Annotated in this window: 19 protein-coding genes; 8 read left to right on the top strand and 11 right to left on the bottom strand. The window is 67.8% G+C overall.

The features are described 5' to 3' along the window. Window positions 1-41: 41 nt before the first annotated feature. On the bottom strand, window positions 42-359 hold the full coding sequence (locus AC5P5M_RS03430) for a hypothetical protein (RefSeq protein WP_428992937.1): 318 nt from the start codon (window positions 357-359) through the stop codon (window positions 42-44). Window positions 360-445: 86 nt separating this feature from the next. Next, window positions 446-802: a hypothetical protein gene (locus AC5P5M_RS03425; RefSeq protein ID WP_313451825.1), complete on the bottom strand. Its 357-nt coding sequence runs from the start codon at window positions 800-802 to the stop codon at window positions 446-448. Window positions 803-1,514: 712 nt separating this feature from the next. On the opposite strand from AC5P5M_RS03425, the gene AC5P5M_RS03420 reads away from it, so the two are divergent. Together AC5P5M_RS03420 and AC5P5M_RS03415 are read left to right on the top strand one after the other, a co-directional pair. Continuing rightward, complete coding sequence (locus AC5P5M_RS03420; RefSeq protein WP_495205560.1) at window positions 1,515-2,366, top strand: alpha/beta hydrolase; 852 nt, start codon at window positions 1,515-1,517, stop codon at window positions 2,364-2,366. An 82-nt stretch (window positions 2,367-2,448) separates the two neighbouring features. After that, the gene (locus tag AC5P5M_RS03415) at window positions 2,449-3,387 is read left to right on the top strand and encodes an alpha/beta hydrolase (protein WP_065182599.1); all 939 of its coding nucleotides are present in this window, start codon (window positions 2,449-2,451) and stop codon (window positions 3,385-3,387) included. 37 nt (window positions 3,388-3,424) lie between these two features. Here AC5P5M_RS03415 and AC5P5M_RS03410 read toward each other — a convergent pair whose 3' ends face one another. Both AC5P5M_RS03410 and AC5P5M_RS03405 read right to left on the bottom strand, forming a co-directional pair. Next, complete coding sequence (locus AC5P5M_RS03410) at window positions 3,425-3,847, bottom strand: response regulator (protein ID WP_495205559.1); 423 nt, start codon at window positions 3,845-3,847, stop codon at window positions 3,425-3,427. Between the two features lie 92 nt (window positions 3,848-3,939). Then, the gene (locus tag AC5P5M_RS03405) at window positions 3,940-4,701 is read right to left on the bottom strand and encodes a CPBP family glutamic-type intramembrane protease (protein WP_495205558.1); all 762 of its coding nucleotides are present in this window, start codon (window positions 4,699-4,701) and stop codon (window positions 3,940-3,942) included. A 150-nt stretch (window positions 4,702-4,851) separates the two neighbouring features. On the opposite strand from AC5P5M_RS03405, the gene AC5P5M_RS03400 reads away from it, so the two are divergent. After that, window positions 4,852-5,169, top strand: coding sequence for a TFIIB-type zinc ribbon-containing protein (locus AC5P5M_RS03400; RefSeq protein WP_495205557.1), 318 nt, complete (start codon window positions 4,852-4,854; stop codon window positions 5,167-5,169). 33 nt (window positions 5,170-5,202) lie between these two features. Here AC5P5M_RS03400 and AC5P5M_RS03395 read toward each other — a convergent pair whose 3' ends face one another. The 6 genes from AC5P5M_RS03395 to AC5P5M_RS03370 form a co-directional block, all read right to left on the bottom strand. After that, window positions 5,203-5,715 (bottom strand): GNAT family N-acetyltransferase, encoded by a 513-nt coding sequence (locus tag AC5P5M_RS03395; RefSeq protein WP_065174771.1) that lies wholly within the window; start codon window positions 5,713-5,715, stop codon window positions 5,203-5,205. A gap of 81 nt (window positions 5,716-5,796) precedes the next feature. Beyond that, a complete protein-coding gene (locus AC5P5M_RS03390; RefSeq protein WP_495205556.1) occupies window positions 5,797-6,747 on the bottom strand; it encodes a copper resistance protein B in 951 nt (316 codons plus the stop codon). After that, window positions 6,744-8,552, bottom strand: a complete 1,809-nt coding sequence (locus tag AC5P5M_RS03385; protein ID WP_053520159.1) for a copper resistance system multicopper oxidase — start codon at window positions 8,550-8,552, stop codon at window positions 6,744-6,746. The genes AC5P5M_RS03390 and AC5P5M_RS03385 overlap by 4 nt, the downstream gene beginning before the upstream one ends. 74 nt (window positions 8,553-8,626) lie before the next feature. Continuing rightward, window positions 8,627-9,007, bottom strand: a complete 381-nt coding sequence (locus AC5P5M_RS03380; RefSeq protein ID WP_253120261.1) for a CopL family metal-binding regulatory protein — start codon at window positions 9,005-9,007, stop codon at window positions 8,627-8,629. A gap of 151 nt (window positions 9,008-9,158) precedes the next feature. Continuing rightward, on the bottom strand, window positions 9,159-10,961 hold the full coding sequence (gene recQ, locus AC5P5M_RS03375; protein ID WP_253120259.1) for a DNA helicase RecQ: 1,803 nt from the start codon (window positions 10,959-10,961) through the stop codon (window positions 9,159-9,161). A gap of 565 nt (window positions 10,962-11,526) precedes the next feature. Next, complete coding sequence (locus AC5P5M_RS03370; protein WP_053518946.1) at window positions 11,527-12,075, bottom strand: Dps family protein; 549 nt, start codon at window positions 12,073-12,075, stop codon at window positions 11,527-11,529. An 86-nt stretch (window positions 12,076-12,161) separates the two neighbouring features. Here AC5P5M_RS03370 and hrpA point away from each other — a divergent pair, with 86 nt between their 5' ends. Continuing rightward, a complete protein-coding gene (gene hrpA / locus AC5P5M_RS03365) occupies window positions 12,162-16,244 on the top strand; it encodes an ATP-dependent RNA helicase HrpA (protein ID WP_253118619.1) in 4,083 nt (1,360 codons plus the stop codon). 46 nt (window positions 16,245-16,290) lie between these two features. On the opposite strand, the gene AC5P5M_RS03360 is transcribed toward hrpA, so the two are convergent. Then, the gene (locus AC5P5M_RS03360; RefSeq protein ID WP_128989723.1) at window positions 16,291-16,827 is read right to left on the bottom strand and encodes a hypothetical protein; all 537 of its coding nucleotides are present in this window, start codon (window positions 16,825-16,827) and stop codon (window positions 16,291-16,293) included. 129 nt (window positions 16,828-16,956) lie between these two features. On the opposite strand from AC5P5M_RS03360, the gene AC5P5M_RS03355 reads away from it, so the two are divergent. The 4 genes from AC5P5M_RS03355 (at window position 16,957) to AC5P5M_RS03340 (ending at window position 22,717) form a co-directional block, all read left to right on the top strand. Further along, window positions 16,957-19,113 carry a bifunctional (p)ppGpp synthetase/guanosine-3',5'-bis(diphosphate) 3'-pyrophosphohydrolase gene (locus AC5P5M_RS03355; protein WP_053518941.1) on the top strand — a complete coding sequence of 719 codons (2,157 nt, stop codon included), beginning with the start codon at window positions 16,957-16,959 and terminating at the stop codon, window positions 19,111-19,113. A gap of 30 nt (window positions 19,114-19,143) precedes the next feature. Then, window positions 19,144-20,715: a hypothetical protein gene (locus tag AC5P5M_RS03350; protein ID WP_180876588.1), complete on the top strand. Its 1,572-nt coding sequence runs from the start codon at window positions 19,144-19,146 to the stop codon at window positions 20,713-20,715. 68 nt (window positions 20,716-20,783) lie between these two features. After that, the gene (locus AC5P5M_RS03345; RefSeq protein ID WP_180876590.1) at window positions 20,784-21,776 is read left to right on the top strand and encodes a glycosyltransferase; all 993 of its coding nucleotides are present in this window, start codon (window positions 20,784-20,786) and stop codon (window positions 21,774-21,776) included. Continuing rightward, entirely contained in the window at window positions 21,773-22,717 is a 945-nt protein-coding gene (locus AC5P5M_RS03340; protein WP_253118622.1) for a glycosyltransferase family 2 protein, read from the top strand. The genes AC5P5M_RS03345 and AC5P5M_RS03340 overlap by 4 nt, the downstream gene beginning before the upstream one ends. The last annotated feature ends 66 nt before the right edge of the window (window positions 22,718-22,783 follow it).

The raw sequence follows: 22,783 nt of genomic DNA, 5'->3' as shown, positions 1-22,783 counted from the left end.
GGACAGCGATCAATGGGTGCGTTCCCCACCTCCTGTGGAGGCTACTTCGCCGTCGCAGCCTTGGCCTCTGCTGCTGCGCGTTCCGCCGCCACGGTGGCAGCCACATTCGCAGCGCGGGCGGCGGCGTTCGCGGCCCGCTCCGCCGTGGCACGATCTGCATCGAACTGCGCCTGCCGTTGGACGCTGTATCTGCGCTCCAGTTCCACCGATGCAGCGAAGCTGTCGGGATGCTTCGCGGCGCAGGCCTGCTGCACCAGTTGCACAGCACGGTCGGACAGCCCGGGCTGGAGGTTAGCGAGCAGGCAGTCGCCATACGGTGCGGATGCGGTTGGGCCTGCGGCCAGTGCGACGACGATCATTGCATTCAACATGCGTACCTCCTTGTAGGTTTGAACATGACGATGGACCGGTCCGGCCCGAGTATGGACCGCTTTGCGGCAGCGGGCTACTCGGCCCGCACATCCCGGCACACCAGTTCCGCCAGGCTGCGGCAGGCGAAGAACAGCCCTTCCACCACCCCGGCGTCCAGATGCCGGTCCGGCGTGGCCATTTCCCGGCAGCGGTCGGCGGCGTGCAGCATTTCCGCCACGGTCAGCATGCCGATGGCCGCCCGTTCCACCCGCGACAGGGCAACCCCACGCCCCGGGGAAACGTCGGCCTCAGGCCAGGGCAGACCATCGGCACCTTCACCCGCGCGGATGCGTTTCAGGCAGCCCAGGAAGGTGCTCAGTTCGGGCGATGGGTTGTCGTCGTCATCATCGATGCCGGTGGCGTGTGAAGCATAGGGCGGACGTTCGGTCATCTCGGCTTCCTCGGCGCTGGGGTGGGAATGCCACCGCGCAGGACGGGTGGCAGGCGATGCGTGGCTGCAAGCCGGGATGACAGTAAGCAGTTAACCGGCGGGTCCGAAAACCCCCACGCACCGCCCGCCATGAAGGCCGACGGATCACCCGCCGGCACGGTCCAGAGACAGTGTCGGCGGGTGAGCGCAAACAACATGCTTACAGTCATCATGGGCTTGCAGGCCCGGTGCCACCCGTTGTCGGTGGTGCTGCATGGTGATTACGCACACGCTTGGATTTCAATGAGGATTCTCCGAAGAGAAATGTGGAACCAAGGCGCGCGCCGATGGTGGCGCAGGCGCATCTGATGCGGCAAGCGACAGCACGCGACGTGTTGATGCTTACGCCCGGTTTATCGCGTTGGAAGTTGTCGAGAACAGCGGGTGGCGGCGACCGTGCCGTGATGTGTCGCGTGGAAAATGGGCGTGACTTTCGCCTGCAGCGATGGCAAGGCCTGCGAGTCGTACCCTCGAAAATCGGTGCATTTGCGACGATCGAGATGTTGTCGTCCGCGCCAGAGCGACGTGTTGTAGAGCCGAGCCATGCTCGGCTGCGGTTCGCGTCAGGGCCAAGCCGAGCGTGGGCTCGGCTCTACAGTGATCCATCCACGCTTGGCGTGGATCTACAGCGACCTCGCGCTATGCTCGGCCTCTTTCCCAGGACGGGTTCCCCATGCGCTTCATCATGCTGTCGCTGTTGTTGTCCGCCGTGTCCGCCGCGCCACTGATGGCCGCCGAGCCGGCCCCATCCACACAGACAACGCAAGCCACCCCGTTGGTGATCGGCGAAACCTTCACCCTCGAATCGAAGGCGCTGGGCGAGACCCGCCGCATCAATGTCTACCGCCCCCAGCCCTTGGGGCTGGACCCGAACACGCCGCTGCCGGTGCTCTACATGCCCGACGGCGGCATCGGCGAGGATTTCCTGCATGTGGCGGGGCTGGTGCAGGTGTTGAGCGGCAACGGCGGCATGCGTCCGTTCCTGCTGGTTGGCATCGAGACCACCGAGCGCCGCCGCGACATGACCGGCCCCAGCAAGGACCCGCAGGACCAGAAGATCGCGCCGCGCATCGGCGGTTCGGCGGCCTACCGCACCTTCCTGCGCGATGAACTGATGCCGCAGGTGCGCCAGCGCTATCCGACCACCGACGAGCGTGCGTTGATCGGCGAGTCGCTGGCCGGCCTGTTCGTGGTCGAGACGTTGCTGCAGGAACCGTCGCTGTTCAACAGCTACATCGCGCTCGATCCCAGCCTGTGGTGGAACCGTGGCACCTTGCTGGCCGGCGCAGCCACGCAGCTGCCGGCGGTGACGCAGGCAAAGCCACGCGTATTCCTGGCCAGCAGTGGGCAACCGGAACTGGCCAGTTCCGCGGCGCAGTTGGCCACGCTGCTGCAACAGCCGTCGCCGTCGCCGCTGGTGAAGTACCTGCCGCTGCCGGAAGAAACCCACGCCACGATCTATCACCCGGCCGCATTGCAGGCACTGCGCACGCTGTTCCCGGCGCCGCCAGCGGCTTCGCCCTGACCGCACTGGCACCGGCGTGCACCGCATGCAAGGATGCGGCAGCGGCGCCATCCGGTGCGCCGCCCGTAACGGGAGCGTGTGGATGCAGCGTGTGCGTGGATGGAGTGTGGCGGCCTGTCTGGCCGTAAGTGGCTGTGCGATGTCGGTGGCGCCACCGGCGGCGCAGAGTGAGGCAAAGCAAAGCGCGTCTACCGTCGCGCCGGGTGTGGTGCTGCCGGATACCGAGGCGCTGCGCGTGCACGATCCGGTCGGCCGCGATTACCCGGTGTGGGTGGCGTTGCCGGCCGACTACGCCGCACATCCGGAAAAGCGCTATCCGGTGCTGTACGTGACCGACGCGCTGTACAGCTTCCCGCTGGTGCGCAGCGTGCGACACATGGTGGGGCAGCAGGGCGTCAACATCGAGAACTTCATCCTGGTCGGGCTGCCGCCGCAGGAGGGGCTGACCTCCAGGCAGAGCCGTTCGCGCGACTACACGCCCAGCGACCCGGCACGTACCGATCCGCGGGACTACAGTGATGACGTCAGCTACGGCGGTGCCGCGCACTATCGCGACTTTCTTGCCGAACAGGTGCTGCCGATGATCGATGCGCGCTACCGCACCGATCCGGCGCGGCGTGCCTATGCAGGCCATTCCTATGGTGGCCTGTTCGGTGCCTATGTGCTGACCACGCGCCCGGACATGTTCCGTAGCTATATCCTGTCCAGTCCGTCGCTGTGGTTCGATGATCATCGCGTGCCGCGCATGCAGGCGGAGGCCAAGGCGCCGACGCAGCCGACCACGGTGGTGCTGTCGGTAGGCAGCTTTGAAACGGTCAAGCCCGAGCCGCGTTATTTCACCCGCAACGACATGCTGCGCGACAACGCCGAGTTCGCCGAGCAGCTGCGCAGCAGCGGGCGTTCGTTGAAGGTGGAGAACATGGTGATCGATGACGAGGACCACTTCACGGTCTACCCGGACGTGATCACGCGCGCGCTGCTGAGGGTGTTCCCGGGCACCGGGCCGTACAGCAGCGGTTGACGGCGGAGGTCATCCACGCAGGGCGTGGATGGATGCTTCACGCCGCCTGTGCATCCGGCTCGGTCAATACGCCCACATCCGCGTGGCGGAAGCACAGGCGGATCGCATCGAGCAACTCGCTCATGTTGTACGGCTTGGGCAGGAAATGGATGCCGTCGCGCAACTGCGGCAGGACGGCGTGCTGGTCCATGCCCGATGTCACCAGGATCGGCAGCTGGGGATGCAGGCCGCGGACCCGGTTGGCGGCTTCGATGCCGCTGATCGGGCCCAGATTGACGTCGGTGAACAGCAGGTCGAAGCGCTCGCCGGCGGCCAGCAGGCCCAGTGCCGCTTCGGCAGAGCTCACCCCCACCACGTGGCAGGCCTGGCTTTCCAGCGCCATGCGGCTCAGTTCGCGGGTCTCCTCCGCGTCCTCGATCAGCAGGACGCGCGGTTCAACGTGGCGCTTGGACAGCAACATGACGCGACAACTCCGGACAGCGACGGTGAAAAGGCGCGCAAGTATGCGCAATCCGGTAGTGATCCCGGCGTGCACGGCAAGCCACGTGGATGTTACAGACGGCGGCGCCGGCGCATGTCCCAGGCCAGGACCGCGACCGCCAGCAGAGCCGTGCCGATGCGCAGGCTGGTGGCCTGCCAACCCAGCGCCACGGCGTCGTCCAGGCTGAACACGTTCCAGGCCAGGTTCATCGACACATGCAGCACCAGGCCGCACCACAGGGTGTTGCCATCCAGGCGGTCCAGCCAGGCGAAGACGAAGCCGCCCAAGGTGATCACCGTACCGACGAACAGCGCCACCCCGCCGCCATCGAAACCGCCGAATCCAAGCCAGTGCACCATGCCGAACAACAGGGCCTGCGGCAGTGCGAGCAAGGGCCACGGGCCGCGCACGATCTTCACCAGCAGAATGAAGCCCAGGCCGCGGAACAGAATCTCTTCGGCCAGCGGGAACAGAATGGCCAGCATCGTCGCATCGAGGGCGGTCAGCGCCGTGTTGGGTCGGCCGAGCACGGCCAGACCCACCCAGCAGGGCAGGCTGGCCAGCAGCACCCATAGCGGTCCGCGCATCCCGTTGCCGCGCAGGCCGAGGCTTTCGGCCAACCCCATGTGGCGCGGACGCAGCAGCAGGGCCAGCAGCACGGCCACCAGCACCGCCAGGGCGTTGTCGAGCAGGCTGCCGCCATAGGGGATCGGCAGGCCGGGGATGGGCCGCCCCAGCGCCGCCGCGATGTCACGTACGTTCAGCCCCAGGCCCGTTCCCAGCAGGACCAGCAGGATCCGGGCGGCAGTCGGCAGGCGGGACAGGACACTCATCAGCGCATTCCATGCGGGACCAGACCGCAGTGTGCGAGGCGGCGCGATGCAGGGCACGCGCCGGAAGTCCCCCTGCCATCGGTCATGCGTTGCCGGACAGTCATCGCAGGGCAGGTAGAGTCCAGATCAGACCTGACAGGAGCAATGCCGATGCTGTGCCCCGTGTGCAAGACCCAGACCCTGCAGATGGCCGAGCGCCATGGCATCGAGATCGACTACTGCCCGAATTGCCGCGGTGTGTGGCTGGATCGTGGCGAACTGGACAAGATCATCGAGCGCGCCAATGCCGGTGCGGCGGTGCCGCCACCGCCGCCAGCACAGGCACAACCGGCGGCAGTGCCACCGCCGGTGATGCACCGCGATACCCGCCACCTTGGCCAGCGTCACGACGAAAGCCGTGGCCAGCACGGTTACGGCTACAAGAAAAAGAAGAAGGAAAGCTTCCTGTCCGACCTGTTCGATTTCTGACAGGCCCACGGGGCAGCGGCGATCCCGGGGGCGTCAGGCCCGGCGCAGGATGAACTCGCGATCGCGGCTGTCGCCGACGATGAAGTCGTATTCGCCGGCCTTGCTGCAACCGTAGCGCGCGTAGAAGCGCTGTGCGCCGAGGTTCTCCTCCCAGACGCCGACCCACAGGGTGCGGCGCTGCGGCGTATCCAGCCAATGCAGGAACGCCTCCATCAGGCGCGCCCCGTGGCCGCCGTTCTGGTACGCCGCCAGCACATACAGGCGCTTGAGTTCGATGTCGCCGTCGCGGGCGTCGACATGCGGCAGGGTGTTGGCTCCTGCGGCCAGATAGCCAACCACCGTATCGCCATCGAGCAGCAGCCAGACCGCGCTGCGTGGATCGGACAGCTCGATGCGCTGCGGCTGCGTGCTGTAGTGCGCGTGCAGGAACGCATGCAGATCCTGCGGCGGATAGGAGTCGCCCCAGGTTTCGGTGTAGGTGGCGATGGCGATCGCTGAGAGCGCTTCAGCGTCGGCGAAGGTGGCGCGGCGGATCTGCAAGGCCATGATGCAAGCTGCGAAAGAACGTGCCGCAGTGTAGCCGGCCCCGGTCTGAACCGAGGCCGGCTGCTGCACGCATTGTGCCGACTAGAACCACATGCGCACGCCCGCTACCCAGCGCGTGTCGCGCGCGTGGTCGCCGGCATAGTCGGCGGTATCGCCGAAACTGCGCTCATGGGTGATACCGATGTAAGGCGCGAAGCGGCGGCTGAACTCGTAGCGCAGGCGCAGTCCGGCCTCGACCTTGTTCAGGCCGCGCCCGATGCCGTACTCCGGTTCGTCCTTGCTGGCCACGGTGGCCTCCACCAGCGGCTGCAGGATCAGCCGGTTGGTCAGCAGCACGTCGTACTCCACTTCGGCCTTGGCCAGCAGCTGTCCGCCGGAGCCGGCATAGAGCGTGGCCGAACTCTCGAACTTGTACGGCGCCAGGCCCTGGATGCCGATGGCCGCCCAGGTTCGGGAATCGGCGGGGCGGAAGTCCTGGCGGACACCCACCAGTACATCCCACCAGGGCGACACGCTGCGCCCGTACAGTGCTTCCACCGCCGAGGATTCGGTGCGGCCCTCACTGCGCTCGCCATCGGTGCGCAGCCACAGGCGGTTGATGTTGCCGCCGATCCAGCCGGTGGCCTCCCAGGCTTGGCCGTTGCTGTTTTTGCCGTCCCAATGCTCCAGGCGGTCGATCAGCAGCAGGCTGTTGATCTCCGGCGCATGCTCCATCGCGCCATGGGCGATGGGCGGGAACGCGGCGGCACGATCGGCGTCGGTGGGCACTGGAATCGGCTCGCGCGGCTCGGTCGGCGCGGACGTGCCGTGACCCATCGCCGCGTGATCCATCTGCGAGTGATCCATCGTCGAATGATCCATCTTCGAGTGATCAACCGCGTCTTCGGCAGTGGGCTGCTTGGTCTTCGGCGCCGGCGCCGGTGCCGGTGCGGGCGTGGGCATGTCATGGCCCGCGTGCGACTGTGCGAAAGCAGGCAGTGCGACGGTCAGGGCCATTGCCAGCAGGCTGGGGGAGGAAAGGGAGCGTCTCATTCTTCGATCCTCACTTCGCGCATCATCCCCGCTTCCATGTGGTAGAGCAGGTGGCAGTGATAGGCCCAGCGGCCGAGCGCATCGGCGCGCACGCGGTAGCTGCGGCGGGTGCCCGGCGGCATGTCCACCGTGTGCTTGCGCAGCTGGAAGTTGCCCTGCGCGTCCTCCACATCGCTCCAGACGCCATGCAGGTGGATCGGATGCTGCATCATCGTGTCGTTGACCAGCACGATGCGCATGCGCTCGCCGTAGTTCAGCCGCAGTGGCTCGGCGCTGGCGAATGGAATGCCGTCGAACGACCAGGAGAACTTCTCCATGTGGCCGGTCAGGTGCAGCTCGATCTCACGGCTGGGCTCGCGGCCATCGGGGTCCTCGAACAGGCTGCGCATCGCGCCGTAGGTCAGCACCTGGCGGCCGTTGTCGCGCAGGCCGATGCCGGGATCGTCCAGCTTGGGATCGGTGGCCGAGCTCTGCATGTCCACCAGCGGATTGTTGCGTTCGCTGGCCGGGTGCTGCGGTGCCTTGCCGGTGGTCGTCGCGCCGCCATGCGCGCCGTGCCCCATGCTGGCGCCGCAGCCGCCTTCCATGCCTTTCATCGCGGCCATGTCATGACCGCCGTGACCGCCGCCCATGTCGTGACCCATATCGCTCATCGTCAGCAGCGGGCGCGGGTCGCGGGCGGGAACCGGCGCCTGCAGGCCGTGGCGCACGGCCAGGGTGCCGGCCGCGTAGCCGGTGCGGCCCATGTCCTGGCAGAAGATGGTGAACGCATCCTGCCCGCTGGGTTCGACCAGCACGTCGTAGGTCTCGGCGGGGGCGATGCGGAACTCATCGATGCTGACCGGATGGATGTACTGGCCATCGGCAGCGACCACGGTCATCTTCAGGCCGGGAATGCGCACGTCGAAGTAGGTCATCGAGGCGCCGTTGATGAAGCGCAGCAGCACCTTCTCGCCAGTGCGGAACAGCCCGGTCCAGTTGCCGGCCGGCGCGGTGCCGTTCATCAGGTAGGTGTACGTATGCGCGTTGATGTCGGAGATGTCGGTGGGTGTCATCCGCATCCGTCCCCACATGCCGCGGTCGGAGAGCGCTGCGGACCAGCCATCGCGGCGCACATCGCGCACGAAGTCGGGCAGGGTGCGCTTGTAGTAGTTGTCGTGCTCGGCGAGCTTCTTCATGCGCCGGAACAGTGCACCCGGGTCCATGTCGGTCCAGTCCGACAGCATGATCACGTGCTCGCGGTCGTGCCGGTACGGGGCCGGCTCGGCCGGGTCGATGATCAGTGCGCCATACAGGCCGGCCTGCTCCTGGAACATCGAATGGCTGTGATACCAGTACGTGCCCGACTGCTTGAGCTGGAAGTGGTAGTGGTAGGTCTCGCCGGGACCGATGCCGTTGAAGCTCAGGCCCGGGACGCCGTCCATGTTGGCCGGCAGCAGGATGCCGTGCCAGTGGATCGAGGTCGGGTGGCGGTCCAGCGTATTGCGTACGAACAGATCCACGGTCTGGCCCTCGCGCCAGCGCAGGATCGGTGCCGGCAGTGAGCCGTTGACGGTGATCGCCGGCCGGGTGCGACCGGTGAAGTTGGCCAGCGATTCGCCGATGGCCAGTTCCAGGCGGGTATCGGTCAGCACGGCCGGTGCGCCGGCCAGGCGCGGGGCGGCACTGGCCGCAGCGAGCGCTCGCTGCGGCACGCCGACCGAGGCGATGCCGGCAACCACGCCGCCAGCGGCGAGACCCTGAACGAACAGGCGGCGCGACGGCATGGGCAGGGCGCCCGGGCCGGGGGGAATGCGGGTATTCATGGTGGTGACTCCAGACACGGTAGGACGCCGGCAGCGGGCCGGCTTGAGTGCGCGTGGCGCACGACGCGTGTGGATCAGGCGATGGGAGGGCGGGAAAGTGGCGGCAACGGCGGCGCCGGGCGGCCGTTGGCCGGCATCGGCTGCGGTGTCAGCGACAGGCTGGGACCGGCCATGAAGGGCAGCGCCTGCACCGCCAGCAGGGGATGCTGGGCACAGCTGCGCAGGCAGTCCTTGATCTGGCAATGCGCATCGTGGGCCGCCGGTTGGGCCTGCGGCGCCTCGTCGGCGGACATGGCGGCGTGGTGATGGCAGTCGGCGTCGCCCGCCATCGTCGCCATCATCACGTGGGCCATGCGGCCCATCTCCTCATGACCGCTGGCCATGGCCGCGTTCAGCCCGTTGAGCAACAGGCTGAGCATGAGCACGACGCGGAGCAGGGTCGAGGCCAGGGACATGGCGCTAATCTAGCCGCAAGCGGGCCCGGATGCACTTCCGGCTGAATGGCCGGTTCAAGATTGGAGCGGCACCAATGTAGAGCCGAGCCCGCGCTTGGCTGCTTCTGCGGCAACAGCCGAGCGTGGGCTCGGCTCTACAGGAGGCCCGGCGCTACCCCTCTTCGCGCACGATTTCCACCAGGCGCGGACCATAGCGGCTCAGCTTGGTGCCACCGATGCCGCCGACCCGGGCCAGCTCGTCCAGGCTGGTGGGGCGCTGTTCGGCGATGTTGCGCAGGGTACTGTCGTGGAAGATCACGAAGGCCGGCACGTTCTGCTCGCGGGCCAGTTCGGCACGCAGGCCGCGCAGGGCATTGAACAGGGCCAGATCCTGCGGGGGGACCGACAGGCCGGTGCGCTGCGCGCTGCGTTCGCGGCCGGCGCTGGTCGCAGCCTCGCGGCGCATGTTCACCGTGCGGCGGCCCTTCAGTACGTCGCGGCTGGCATCGGTCAGGCGCAGGCCGCCGTGGCCTTCGCTGTCCACTTCGAGCAGGCTGGCGGCCACCAGCTGGCGGAACACGCTGCGCCAGGTCCTTGCATCCAGGTCGCGGCCGATGGCGTAGGTGCTGAGCTGGTCATGACCTTGCTGGCGCACCTTCTCGTTCTCGCTGCCGCGCAGGATGTCGATCAGGTGGCCGACGCCGTAGCGCTGGCCGCTGCGGTAGACGCAGCTCAGTGCCTTCTGCGCGGGAACCGTCGCGTCCCATGCCGCTGGCGGGGTCAGGCAGTTGTCGCAGTTGCCGCAGGGGCGGGGATAGGTCTCCCCGAAGCCGGCCAGCAGCACCTGGCGGCGGCATTGCATGGATTCGCAATAGCCGAGCAGGTGGTCGAGCTTGGACCGCTCCAGCTGCTTGCGTTCCTCGCCGGCTTCGGACTGCTCGATCATCTGCTTGAGCAGCACGACGTCGCCCAGGCCGTAGCACAGCCATGCTTCGGCCGCTTCGCCATCGCGGCCGGCGCGGCCGGTTTCCTGGTAGTAGCCTTCCATCGACTTGGGCAGGTCGGTATGCGCAACGAAGCGCACGTCCGGCTTGTCGATGCCCATGCCGAAGGCGATGGTGGCGCACATGACGATGCCGTCCTCGCGCAGGAAGCGGCGCTGGTTGTCCGCGCGGACGTCGGCGGGCAGGCCGGCGTGGTAGGGCAGGGCGTTGAAGCCCTGTCCGCGCAGGTACTCGGCGGTTTCCTCGACCTTGCGCCGCGACATGCAGTAGACGATGCCCGCCTCGCCGCGATGGCCGCGCAGGAAATCGGTCAGCTGCTTGCGTGCGTTGTCCTTCTGCACCACGGTGTAGCGGATGTTGGGGCGGTCGAAGGAGCTGACGAAATGGCGGGCATCCTGCAGGTCCAGGCGCTCGGCGATCTCGCGCTGGGTCGGCGGATCGGCGGTGGCTGTCAGGGCAATCCGGGGAATCTGCGGCCAGCGCTCGTGCAGCACCGTCAGCTGGCGGTACTCGGGGCGGAAGTCATGGCCCCATTGCGACACGCAATGGGCTTCGTCGATCGCGAACAGGGCAATCCGGCTGCGCGAGAGCAGGGACAGGAAGCGACCCGTCAGCAGGCGCTCGGGTGCGACATAGAGCATGTCCAGCTCGCCGGCCAGCAGTTCGCGTTCGACGCGGCCGGCAGTGTCCACATCCAGCGTCGAGTTCAGGTATTCGGCGCGCACGCCCAGCTGGCGCAGGGCTTCGACCTGGTCCTGCATCAGTGCGATCAGCGGTGAGATGACAATGCCGCATCCGTCGCGCAGCAGGGCGGGCACCTGGTAGCACAGCGACTTGCCACCGCCGGTGGGCATCAACACCAGGGCGTCGTGACCGGCAGCCACGTGCTCCACGATGTCCTGCTGCGGACCACGGAAATCGTCGTAACCAAAGACGCGGTTGAGCAGGTCGTGCGCGGGACGGGAAGCCATCGCGCTAGTTTACCCCGGAGGGAGGGGCAGGGGTTCGGCAGGGCTGCGCCCTGCACCTGCTGCAAGCCAGTGCAACGTCAAAGGCAACAGCCGGCTCTGGGCTGATCCGCGGTCTGGTGGGGCGGTGTCGGAGTGCGGGGACGCCGCAAGTACGTCCGTGTAGGCTTGGCAGCCGCATCCATGCGGCTGACACCCCGCACTCCGACACCGCCCCACCTTCGACAGTTTCCCGGTGACGGTGGGGCCATCCACGCCCCGCGTGGATGAAATCTGTCAGATATCGACAAACAGAATGGGGTCGGATCCGTTTTCCTGCGGAAAACGGATCCGACCCCAAGGCATGTCCTGACAGCTCGCGGAGATCTGTCGAAGGCGGGGTGGGTCCGGTTGCGGGGGCGTGAGCGCCATGGATGGCGCGACCGAGCCTACAGGGACGTACTTGCGGCGTCCCCCGCAACCGGACCCACCCCGCCAACCCACAGGAAACCCGCTTTTGCTCCGGCCGTTGCCGTTGCAGTTGCTTCTGCGGGTGCAGGGCGCAGCCCTGCCGAACACCCCCCAACCCTTACTGCAGCAGGGAGCGCAGCATCCACGCATACTTCTCGTGGGTCTGCAGGCGCTGGGTCATCAGATCCTCGGTCGGGGCATCATCGCCCTTGGCCGCCACCTCCAGCACTTCACGCGCCGTACGGCAGACCGCTTCGTTGGCGACCACCAACTGGCGTACCATTTCCCGCCAGTCCGCACTGTCGGTCAGGCCCGGCTCCTCGGCGATCGAGGTCAGCGCAGCGAACTCCCGGTAGGAGCCCGGGGCATTGAAGCCCAGCGCGCGGATGCGCTCGGCCACATCGTCCAGGGCCGCCCATTGCTCGGTGTACTGTGTTTCAAACATGGTGTGCAGCGAGTTGAACATCGACCCGGTCACGTTCCAGTGGAAGTTGTGCGTCTTCAGGTAGAGCGTGAACGCGTCAGCCTGGAAGCGCGACAGACCGTCGGCGATCTTCTTGCGGTCGCCCTGGGTGATCCCGATATCGATATTGGGGGCCGACGGCGCCGCAGCGGCAAGCTTCTGCTTGCCGGTCTTGGCCTTGGTCGGGCTCTTGGTCTTCGCCATGGGGTTCCTCCTTGTGGAATCGTTGGTCTTCACAATAAATCAGTCTTGACGACTGTTTGCTTTCAAAGTTTTAAACGAACCGATTGATGAACGCTATCGACAAAATGCCGCAGTCCCGCCTGCGCCAACAGCGCGCCGCCATCGACGGCGCAATGAGCCGCGACCGGGGCCGTTTGCTGGGGATGCTCTCGCGTTGCCAGGCCAAGCCACAGGATGCGGCACTGGCTGCTACCTTCGAGCAGGCCTTGCAGGCGTCGGTGCAGCGCCGGCAGAAACGGGCGCAGCAGCAACCAGCCATTACTCTGGACCCCCAGCTGCCGATTGCGCGTGAAGCCGATGCCATCATCGCGCTGATCCGGGATCACCAGGTGGTGGTGATCGCGGGCGAAACGGGCTCGGGCAAGACCACCCAGCTGCCCAAGCTGTGCCTGGCCGCCGGCCGTGGCCAGGCCGGCATGATCGGTTGCACCCAGCCGCGCCGGATCGCCGCACGCGCGGTGGCCAGTCGCGTGGCACAGGAGCTGCAGAGCGAGCTGGGCCAGCTGGTCGGCTACCAGGTGCGCTTCAACGACAAGGTCAGCGAGGACAGCCGCATCAAGTTCATGACCGACGGCATCCTGCTGGCGGAGATCGCCAGCGACCGCTGGCTGTCGAACTACGACACGATCATCGTCGATGAAGCGCATGAACGCAGCCTCAACATCGACTTCCTGCTCGGCTATCTGAAGCAGCTGCTGCGCAAGCGGCCGGACCTGAAACTGATCGTCACCTCGGCCACCATCGACACCGACCGTTTCGCCCAGCATTTCGACGACGCGCCGGTGATCAGCGTGGAGGGCCGTACCTATCCGGTCGAGGTGCGCTACCGCGCGCTGGAAGGCGAGGGCGAGCAGGAGGGCGAACGCACCGTCAACGATGCGATCGTGTCGGCGATCGACGAGATCACGCGCCTGGACGCGCGGGGCGATGTGCTGATCTTCCTGCCGGGTGAACGTGAGATCCGCGACGCCCACCAGTCGCTGGAGCGACGCCGGTACCGCAATACCGAGGTGCTGCCGTTGTATGCACGGCTGTCCAACCAGGACCAGGACCGGGTGTTCAACCCCGGGCCGAACCGGCGCATCGTGCTGGCCACCAACGTGGCCGAGACCTCGCTGACGGTGCCGCGTATCCGTTATGTGGTCGATCCGGGCTTCGCCCGCGTCAAGCGTTACAGCCCGCGCAACAAGCTTGACCGCTTGCACATCGAGCCGATCTCGCAGGCCAGCGCCAACCAGCGCAAGGGCCGCTGCGGCCGTATCGCCGAGGGCATCTGCTACCGCCTGTATGCGGAGGCCGATTTCCAGGCCCGGCCGGAGTTCACCGATCCGGAAATCCGCCGCTCCAGCCTGGCCGGGGTGATCCTGCGCATGCTGCAGTTGGGTCTGGGCCGCATCGAGGATTTTCCTTTCCTGGAAGCACCGGACGAACGTGCGGTGGCCGATGGCTGGCAGCAGCTGACCGAGCTGGGCGCGATCGACAGCGAGCGGCGCATGACCGCGATCGGCAAGCAGATGGCGCGCCTGCCGGTGGATGTGAAGCTGGCACGCATGCTGGTGGCGGCACAGGCGGCCGGCTGCCTGCGGCCGATGCTGGTGATCGCCTCGTTCCTGGGCATCCAGGACCCGCGCGAGCGACCGGCCGAGGCACGGGGGGCCGCCGACACCGCGCATGCCCAGTTCGCCGACGGCCGCTCCGAGTTCGTCGGCGTGCTGCGCCTGTGGGATGCCTACCGGCAGGCCCATGAAGACCTGACCCAGTCCAAGCTGCGCGACTGGTGCGGGCGGCATTTCCTTGGATTCCTGCGCATGCGCGAGTGGCGCGAGCTGCATCGCCAACTACGCCTGCTGTGCGAGGAGCTGGGCTGGAAGGAAGAGCCCGTGGAAGCATCGATGGCACCGTTGCTGGCGGGCAGCAGTGCGCCGGCGGCCGCACGTGATGACGCGGCAGCGGTGAAAGCCACGCGGGGCCAGCTGCACCGCGCTGCCCGCCTGGCCCGCGAGGGCAAGGCAGAGGCCGTGCCGGCGCCGGTGGCGGCACGGGCGCAGAAAGAGCAGGCGCCTGCCGGCGGCGGCTTCAGTGAACGCGTGCGGGCTTCGGCCTATCAGACGCTGCATCGTGCACTGGTGGCGGGCCTGCCTACGCAGATCGGCCATCGCACCGAGAAGGGGGATTTCCTCGCGCCACGCCAGCGCCGCTTCCTGCCGTTCCCCGGTTCCGTGCTGTCCAAGCGGCCACCCCCCTGGTTGCTGGTGGCCAACCTGCTCGACACGCAGAAGGTGTGGGGCATGACCCTGGCGGCGATCGAGCCGGACTGGGTGATTGCCGAGCTGCCGCACCTGCTCCTGCGCAAGCACTTCGACCCGCATTGGTCGCGTGCGCAGGGCCAGGTGCTGGCATCGGAACAGATCAGCCTGTTCGGTCTGGTGCTGGCGCCGAAGAAGCCGGTGCATTACGGACGCATCGCACCCGGCGAGGCGCACGACATCTTCGTGCGGCAGGCGCTGGTGACCGGCGAGATCAACACCCGCGCCAGTTTCGTGGCAGACAACCAGAAGGTGCTGGAGGTGGCGCGCGAGGAAGAAGCGAAGCTGCGCCGGGCTGGCATCGTTGCCGATGAAAACTGGCAGGCGCGCTGGTATCTGGACCGGGTTCCCCCCCACATCCATTCGGCATCCGGCCTGGACGCGTGGTGGAAGGAACTGCCGCCCGCACAGCGCAAGGGGCTGCACTGGACGCTGGCGGACCTGCTGCCGGGCGAAGGCAGCGAACAGGAGCGTTATCCGAAGTATCTGCCGCTGGGCCAGGCAAGGCTGCCGCTGCACTACCGTTTCGAGCCGGGTGCCGAAGATGATGGTGTCACCCTGGAGGTGCCGCTGCACCTGCTCAACGCACTCGATCCAGTGCAGTTGGGCTGGCTGGCGCCAGGCTTCGTCGCCGACAAGGCGGCAGCGCTGATCCGCAGCCTGCCCAAGGCGATGCGCCGCAATTATGTGCCGGCCCCGGATTTCGGCCGTGCGTTCCATGAGGCGTTCCCCAATGCCAGTGCCGATGCGATCACCGGCGAACTGGCACGCTTCCTGTCGCGCGCGACCGGCGCCCCAGTCGCGGCGACTGATTTCGAGCCGGATTCCATCGAGCCGCATCTGCACATGAATCTGCGACTGCGCGACGAGCAGGGCAAGGTGCTGGCCACCTCACGTGACCTCGACGCGTTGCGGGCGCGATTCGGCGGCCGAGCCGGTGATGCCTTTGCCGCGCGTGCCGGTCGCGAGATGGCGGCCGATGGGCTGCGCACCTTCCCGGCTGCGCCGATTCCACTGCAGGTACCCGGTGAGGCGGGCGTGCCCGCCTATCCGGCGCTGCTGGACGAGGGTGACAGTGTGGCCCTGCGCATCTTCGCCGACCGCCAGCAGGCCGAGGAGGCCCACCCACTGGGCGTGCGCCGCCTGCTGGAGATAGCGCTGGCCGACAAGGTCAAGCAGGCCCGCAAGCAGCTGCCGGTCGGTGCCAAGACGGGCCTGTTGTATGCGGCGATCGAATCGCAGGAGCGCCTGCGAGGCGATCTGGTCGATGCGGCGATGAACGCCGTGCTGGCCGAAGGACTGGAAAGCATCCGCGATGCGGCGGCCTTCGAACAGCGCCGCGAGCATGCAGCCAAGGCCCTGTTTGGCGAGGCGATGTCGCGGCTGAAGCTGGCCGAGACCATCCTGGCGCTGGTGGCGGAACTGAAGCCGATGCTGGAAGCGCCGTTGATGGGCTGGGCACGGGGCAACCTGGACGACATGGAAGCGCAGCTGGCGGGATTGATCCACCCCGGCTTCCTGCGCGACACACCGGCTGATGCGCTGGCCCAGTATCCCCGTTACCTGAAGGCGATGATCCTTCGCACCGAACGTGCCAAGCGCGACCCACCACGTGACCAGGCGCGCATGCTGGAACTGCATCCGTTCCTGGAGGCGCTGGCTGCCGGTGAACAGCAGGGCCTGCGCGAGCGGCCACAGTGGCAGGCGCTGCGCTGGGATCTGGAGGAGCTGCGGGTTTCGCTGTTCGCCCAGGAACTGGGGGCGCGCACCGGCATCTCGGCCAAGAAGCTGGCGCAGCGGGTGGCGGCACTGCGCCAGGCATGAAGCGTGCAGCCGGGCAGTGCCCGGCTGCATTCAAACGGCTCGCGCGTTACTTGGTGCGGCGGACCTTGGGCTGGGTATTGACGCCCTCGACCTTCAGGTACCACACACCCAACATGCCCGGGGTGATGCTGACCTTGGGTGATTGCCTGCGGACACCGGAAATTGACGTCGCGTCGGTCTGCTCCCATTGCTGGCCGTTGTCCAGCGAATAGACGCGGCCCTTGCCGAAGCCGCGGAACTCGCCCTGCAGCACACCGGTGATCGGCTCCTTGCTGCCGAAGTCGAAGAAGCCACGGTTCTTGCGGATCACTTCCTGACGCCCCTCCTCGCGCGCTTCCTCGCGCACGGCGGCGACCGCCTCGGTGGCAGCGGCTTCGACCTTGCCCTGCAGCCAGCGGTTGAGCGAGGCCAGTTCGGCGGCGCTGAGCTTGTCCAGGCCGGCGGCCTTGAACTCGGCCGGTGACATCTGCTGCTGCAGATCGCCCTCCACCACGCGCTGCGCCAGGGCGGGCGCGGACAGGGACAACAGCACGGCGGCACAGGCCAGCAGCCGTGGACGGGCGCGCAGGACAATGGAAGGCATGACAGGTCTCTCCGGGGTTTGCCCGCGAGTGTAGCGGCATGTGCTCATGCCCGGCGATGCAGCGGTGGCGATTGTCCCTGAACGGTGCCGGCGCTAGTGTAGGGGCCTCTGTCTTGCCTGCTCGATGCTGTGAACCGCGCTTCCGTCCCCGGCCTGGATGCCTTGTTGAACCGTCCCTCGGCAGCGGTGCTGCCCGCTCCGCTGCGCCAGGCCCTGCGCGAGTACTGGGAAGCTGCCGGGACTGACACGCAGATGCGCGCCAGCTGGTCGGTGCTGGGCGACACCCTCGATGCCCTGTCAATGCTCTCGGCGGACGAAGGCGCGGTGGTCGCGGCCCTGCTGTTCGACCTGCCCGGCCTGCGCGCCCACCTGGAGCAGTTGCCGCTTGGCAGCCACCGGGCGGCGGTGATCGGCCTGCTCGACGGCCAGGACGCGGCCGACCCGGTATGGGCGCTGCACGCCGGTCGCGAGGCAGGACGCAACAGTGAGGGCCTGCGCCGGCTGCTGCTGGCGATCATCCGCGACCTGCGGGTGGTGCCGATCCTGCTGGCGCGGCAGCTGGCGCGCATGCGCGCGGCCGACAGGCTGGAGGAGGAGCAGCGCCGCGCGCTGGCCCAGCTGACCCGCGACATCCATGCCCCGCTGGCCAACCGCCTGGGCATCTGGCAGCTGAAGTGGGAGCTGGAAGACCTGGCGTTCCGCCATCTGGAGCCGGACACCTACCGACGCATCGCCCGCGAGGTGGATGAAACGCGCATCGCCCGCGAGCGTTACGTCGAGAACGTCAAGAAGGTGCTCTCGCGCGAACTGTCGGCCCAGGGCATCAAGGCCGAGGTCAGCGGGCGGCCGAAGCACATCTACAGCATCTGGCGGAAGATGCAGAAGAAGCGGCTGGCGTTCGACCAGCTGTATGACATCCGTGCGGTGCGGGTGATGGTCGACGACGTCGCGGCCTGCTACGCCGTGCTGGGCGTGGTGCACGCGCTGTGGGCGCCGGTGCCGAGCGAGTTCGATGATTACATCGCCCGACCCAAGGCCAACGACTACCGTTCGCTGCACACCGCCGTCGTCGGCCCGGAAGGGCGCACCATCGAAGTGCAGATCCGCACCCACGAGATGCATGCGCAGGCCGAACTGGGCGTGGCTGCGCACTGGAAGTACAAGGAAGGTGGCAAGGGCGCCGAAAAGTCCTTCGACCGCAAGATCACCTGGATGCGCCAGCTGCTGGAGCAGGCGCAGGACGGGCAGGGCAATGAACTGGCCGGGGCACTGGATGCGGAGCTCACCGAGGACCGCGTCTATGCGCTGAGCCCGAAGGACGAAGTGCTGGATCTGCCGCAGGGGGCCACGCCACTGGACTTCGCCTACCAGGTGCACACCATGGTGGGACACCGCTGCCGCGGCGCCAAGGTGAACGGCCGCATCGTGCCGTTGACCTACCGCCTGCGCAGCGGCGACCGGGTGGAGATCCTTACCGGCAAGGAGGCCGATCCGCGCCGCGACTGGCTGATACCGGCCAACGGCTTCCTGGCCAGCAACCGCTCGCGCGAGAAGGTACGCAGCTGGTTCCACAAGCTTGACCGCGCGCGCAACGTGCAGGCCGGCCGCGAACTGCTGGAGCGCGAGCTCAAGCGGCTCGGGCTGCAGCATTCGGATCTGGCGGCCGCGGCGAAGAAGTTCCATGCCGACAGCGTCGACGACCTGTACATCCAGGTGGCGCTGGGCGATACCGGCCCCAACCAGATCAGCCGCGCGCTGCTGGAGGCCGAACGTGCGGCCAGCCAGCCAGCGCCGCCGCCGACCCTGCCACGCCCGACCGCACGGCGCGAGAACCTGGGCAAGTCCAAGTTCACCGTACAGGGCGTGGGCAACCTGCTGGTGCAGCTGGCACGCTGCTGCCAGCCGGTGGCGGGCGAACCCATCGTCGGCTACCTGACCCGTAGCCGCGGTGTCACGGTGCATCGCGCAGACTGTGCAGCGCTGGCCCGCCTTGCCGCGGCCAGCCCGCAACGCATTCTGCCGGTGGAATGGGGGCAGGCGGGCGGCGGTTACGAAGTGGACGTGGTGGTCGATGCGGTCGATCGCCGCTGGCTGCTGAAGGACATCACCAACCTGATCGCCCAGGAAGACGCCTACGTGCTCGACATCCACAGCGACAACGTGCGCAACAGCGGCCGCGCCCACCTGCGCCTGCGGCTGAAGGTGAGCGATTACGGCCAGCTGTCGACGCTGCTGGGCAAGCTCGATGCCTTGCCCGGTGTCAGCGAGGCACGTCGCCTCGGCTGAGCTTCACGCCACCCCGGCTACCCTGCACGCATGGAACGCGAGCCTCCTCATCGCCCTCACGGCGCCGATCATCCTGCGCTGGACCGCGTCCGCCGTGAAGGCCGTTGGTGGTGGCTGCAGGCGCGGCATGCGCGCCGGGTCTGGCGCTGGGCGCTGGTGGCGGCGATGGCGGTGTTCGTGCTGCTGGTGCTGCTGCGCAAGCCGCTGGCGGACTGGTTCTGGGACGAACCGCAGATCGAACAGCTGCTGGCCGAAGGTGATCGTGCGCTGGCGGCGGGACGGCTGACCGCCACCGATGGCAGTGGTGCGCGCGAGCGCTACCAGGCCGCGCTTGCGCTCGACGGCGATCGCCCGCAGGCGCGCGAGGGCCTGGCACGGACCGGTGCCGCTGCGTTGCAGCAGGCGCGGGACCGGCTGCAGGCCGGGGAACTGGACGCCAGTGCGCAGGCCTTGGCGCTGGCACGCGAGCTGCAGGTGCCGCAGAGCCAGACCGATGCGCTGGCGCGCCAGCTGCAGGCACGTCGCACGGCCGGGGCAGGGATTGGCGCGATGCTTGCGCAGGCGCGCAACGCACTCGCCGCTGGGCGCCTGGATGACGGCGACAGCAGCGCCCTGCCGATGTTCCAGCGCATTCTGGCCCTGCAGCCGGACAACCTATCGGCGCTGGAAGGTCGCGAGGATGCACTGAGTGACCTGCTGCAGCAGGCGCGTGCCCTGGCCGCGCGAGGTGATCTGGCCGACGCGGCCGCGGTGGTGCAGCGGGCACGTCAGTTCGATGCCGGGCACGCCGACCTGCCGGCCAGCCAGGAAGCATTGGCGCAGGCGATGGATCAGCGATTGCGGCAGGCGCAGCGTGCGTTGAAACGACAGCAGCTGGAAGCGGCGGCGGCGGGCTTCCAGGCGGTCCTGGCGGTGGCGGCCGACGATCCCAGTGCCCAGCGCGGCCGGGAGCAGACACTGCAGGCGGTCCTCGCACGCAGCCAGAAGCGGGCCGATGACTTCCAGTTCGAGGCGGCACAGCGCGATGCCGCATTGGCAGCGTCGCTGGGTGCCTCGGCAGCGGCCAGGCAGCAGCTCGAGCAGCGCCTGCAGCGTGCACGGCAGGCGCAGCAGGCCCTGCAGCAGCCGTCGATCAGCAACAGCCAGCGTGAGCGTCTGCTGCGTGATCACCTGCGCCAGGTCGAACGCGCCGAGCGTGCAGGGCAATGGATCAGTCCGCCCGGGCACAGTGCCTTCGATGCGCTGCGCGAAGCGCAGTCGCTGGCCCCACGCGACACCCGCGTGAAAGCGGCTGCCACGCGGCTGCTGCCGGCCAGCCGCCAGTGCTTCGACGACAACCTGCGGCAGAACCGGGTGCAGGCCGCCGGCGCCTGTCTGCAGGCGTGGCAGACGCTGGCGCCGACCGACGCCGGGTTGCCGACCGCACGGCTGCGCCTGGCCCAGCGCTGGCTGGCGATCGGCAGCGAACGGCTGGGAAGCGGCGATCTGGCATTTGCCGCGCATGCCGCCGAGCAGGCGCGGCGGCTGCAACCGGACCTGGCCGAACTGCCGCCATTCGAGGAACGGCTGCGGCGCGCAGGTGGCGAGCCGCAGCCGCGCTGATGCGACGACCATTCGTGCCGGTGGTGCCAGTCGGGTATAGTCCAGCCGCTCCGGCCGCTCCCCAGAACATGTCCAGCGTCGCACCCACCGTCTCCGTTGCCTTGTGTACCTGGCAGGGTGAGCGCCATGTCGCCGCCCAACTGCGCAGTATCGCCGCGCAGAGCGTACTGCCGACACAGGTGGTGATGGTCGACGATGCTTCTGCCGATGGTACGTGGGCCGTGCTCCTGCACGAGGCTGAAGCGCTGCGTGCGGCCGGCATCGAGGTGGTGCTGCGGCAGCAGGAGCAGAACGTCGGTTACGTGCGCAATTTCGAAACCGCGTTGTCGGCCTGCAGCGGCGACATCGTCTTCCTGTGCGACCAGGACGATGTGTGGCATGCGGACAAGGTCGCCACCTTCCTGCAGGCGTTCGCCGCGCGGCCCACGGTACAACTGCTGCACAGCGATGCACGGCTGGTCGATGCGCAGGGCCGGCCGCTGCCGGCGACCCTGTTCCAGGCGCTGTCGATCAGCCGCCGCGACCTGGACCGTGAACACCGCGGTGAAGGCTTCGAGCTGCTGATGGGCCGCAATCTGGTGACCGGCGCCGTGACCGCGCTGCGGCGTGGCCTGATCACGCAGGCGCTGCCGGTGGCCAAGGGCTGGATCCACGACGAATGGCTGGCGCTGGTGGCGGCGGCAAGCGGTGGACTGGACTGCATCGAAGCGATCACCACCGACTACCGGCAGCATGGCGACAACCAGGTGGGCGCGCGCCAGCGCGGGCTGCTGGAGCGGGCCGTGGGCAGTGGTTCCGCGCGCCGCACCTACCTCGCGGCGGCGTTGGCCCGCCTGCGCTCGTTGCAGGAGCAGGTGCGGCTGGGCCGGCCGGCACTGGATGCCGCACAGTTGGCGACACTGGACCAGCGCCTGCGCCATGCCGAGGCACGGGCCTGCGCGCCAACCCGGCTGCCGTCCCGCATGCTGCACATCGCCCGTGAGCTGGGCAGTGGCCGCTATCATCGTTTTTCCAACGGCCTGCGTTCGGCGGCCAGCGACCTCGTGCAGGGAATCCAATGACTTCGCAGATGCCGGCAGCGCGTGCTGCCTTCGACGCGCACCGCGTCTGCGCCGTGATCGTCACCTATGGCCCCGATCCGGAGTTGCTGCGGCGGGTGGTCGACAGCGTGCTGCAGCAGGTCGGGCATCTGGTGGTGTTCGACAACGGCAGCCGTGGTGTGGATGTGGAAGCGCTGCTGGGCGCGGCGCCCGGTATCAGCCTGCTGGCCTCGCCGCACAACGTCGGGCTCGGCAGTGCGCTGAACCGGTCGTATGAGCAGGCGCAGTCATTGGGGTTCGACTACGTGCTGCTGATGGACCAGGACAGTGTGCTGGAGCCAGGCATGGTCGACGTGCTGGGCACCGCGCTGGTCGAGCTGGCGGGCAATGAGCGGATCGCTGCGGTGGGACCGCAGTTCCGCGACGCACGCAGCGGCATGCTCGCCCCGTTCGTCCGCTTCGGCTTCCCCTTCAACCACAAGCTGCGTGGCGGCCCGGGCCAGCGCATCTCCTGCGACTTCCTCATCACGTCCGGATCGCTGGTGCCGATGTCCGCGCTGCGTGACCTCGGTGCGATGGACGAAAGCCTGTTCATCGACAACCTGGACATGGACTGGTGCTTCCGCGCCAAACGCAGTGGCCACGCGCTGTACGGAATCTGCGATGCGCAGATGAGCCACAGCATCGGCGAGGAACTGCTGCCGTCGCGGGCGAAGCCGGACGGCGTGATCGTGCACAAGCCGTTCCGCCTGTATTTCATCATGCGCAACCGCGTGCTGCTCTACGGGCGCGCCTATACGCCGCGGGTCTGGATCGCGCAGGACGTGCCACGCCTGCTGCTGAAGCTGGTGGGCAACGGGCTGTTCCTGGCGCCGCGCTGGATTCGGTTGCGGTTCATGTTGAAGGGGCTGTGGGACGGCATCCGCGGCCGGGCCGGTCCGCTGCCGCCGGGCCATCGCTGAACGGACGACCGATCGAACCTGTCTTGGGGAAAGGGCTGGGGTAGACTCCGCTGACGCCCCTGCCAT

The sequence above is a fragment of the Stenotrophomonas sp. YJH_SMC_106-19 genome, assembly GCF_059368375.1.
This window is presented reverse-complemented; position numbering and strand designations above follow the sequence as displayed.

What these genes read in the sequence shown, in the direction of transcription:
- AC5P5M_RS03430 (WP_428992937.1), bottom strand. Translation starts at nt 359, where the DNA reads ATGATCGTCGTCGCACTGGCCGCAGGCCCAACCGCATCCGCACCGTAT.
- AC5P5M_RS03425 (WP_313451825.1), bottom strand. Translation starts at nt 802, where the DNA reads ATGACCGAACGTCCGCCCTATGCTTCACACGCCACCGGCATCGATGAT.
- AC5P5M_RS03420 (WP_495205560.1), top strand. Translation starts at nt 1,515, where the DNA reads ATGCGCTTCATCATGCTGTCGCTGTTGTTGTCCGCCGTGTCCGCCGCG.
- AC5P5M_RS03415 (WP_065182599.1), top strand. Translation starts at nt 2,449, where the DNA reads ATGCAGCGTGTGCGTGGATGGAGTGTGGCGGCCTGTCTGGCCGTAAGT.
- AC5P5M_RS03410 (WP_495205559.1), bottom strand. Translation starts at nt 3,847, where the DNA reads ATGTTGCTGTCCAAGCGCCACGTTGAACCGCGCGTCCTGCTGATCGAG.
- AC5P5M_RS03405 (WP_495205558.1), bottom strand. Translation starts at nt 4,701, where the DNA reads ATGAGTGTCCTGTCCCGCCTGCCGACTGCCGCCCGGATCCTGCTGGTC.
- AC5P5M_RS03400 (WP_495205557.1), top strand. Translation starts at nt 4,852, where the DNA reads ATGCTGTGCCCCGTGTGCAAGACCCAGACCCTGCAGATGGCCGAGCGC.
- AC5P5M_RS03395 (WP_065174771.1), bottom strand. Translation starts at nt 5,715, where the DNA reads ATGGCCTTGCAGATCCGCCGCGCCACCTTCGCCGACGCTGAAGCGCTC.
- AC5P5M_RS03390 (WP_495205556.1), bottom strand. Translation starts at nt 6,747, where the DNA reads ATGAGACGCTCCCTTTCCTCCCCCAGCCTGCTGGCAATGGCCCTGACC.
- AC5P5M_RS03385 (WP_053520159.1), bottom strand. Translation starts at nt 8,552, where the DNA reads ATGAATACCCGCATTCCCCCCGGCCCGGGCGCCCTGCCCATGCCGTCG.
- AC5P5M_RS03380 (WP_253120261.1), bottom strand. Translation starts at nt 9,007, where the DNA reads ATGTCCCTGGCCTCGACCCTGCTCCGCGTCGTGCTCATGCTCAGCCTG.
- recQ (WP_253120259.1), bottom strand. Translation starts at nt 10,961, where the DNA reads ATGGCTTCCCGTCCCGCGCACGACCTGCTCAACCGCGTCTTTGGTTAC.
- AC5P5M_RS03370 (WP_053518946.1), bottom strand. Translation starts at nt 12,075, where the DNA reads ATGGCGAAGACCAAGAGCCCGACCAAGGCCAAGACCGGCAAGCAGAAG.
- hrpA (WP_253118619.1), top strand. Translation starts at nt 12,162, where the DNA reads ATGAACGCTATCGACAAAATGCCGCAGTCCCGCCTGCGCCAACAGCGC.
- AC5P5M_RS03360 (WP_128989723.1), bottom strand. Translation starts at nt 16,827, where the DNA reads ATGCCTTCCATTGTCCTGCGCGCCCGTCCACGGCTGCTGGCCTGTGCC.
- AC5P5M_RS03350 (WP_180876588.1), top strand. Translation starts at nt 19,144, where the DNA reads ATGGAACGCGAGCCTCCTCATCGCCCTCACGGCGCCGATCATCCTGCG.
- AC5P5M_RS03345 (WP_180876590.1), top strand. Translation starts at nt 20,784, where the DNA reads ATGTCCAGCGTCGCACCCACCGTCTCCGTTGCCTTGTGTACCTGGCAG.
- AC5P5M_RS03340 (WP_253118622.1), top strand. Translation starts at nt 21,773, where the DNA reads ATGACTTCGCAGATGCCGGCAGCGCGTGCTGCCTTCGACGCGCACCGC.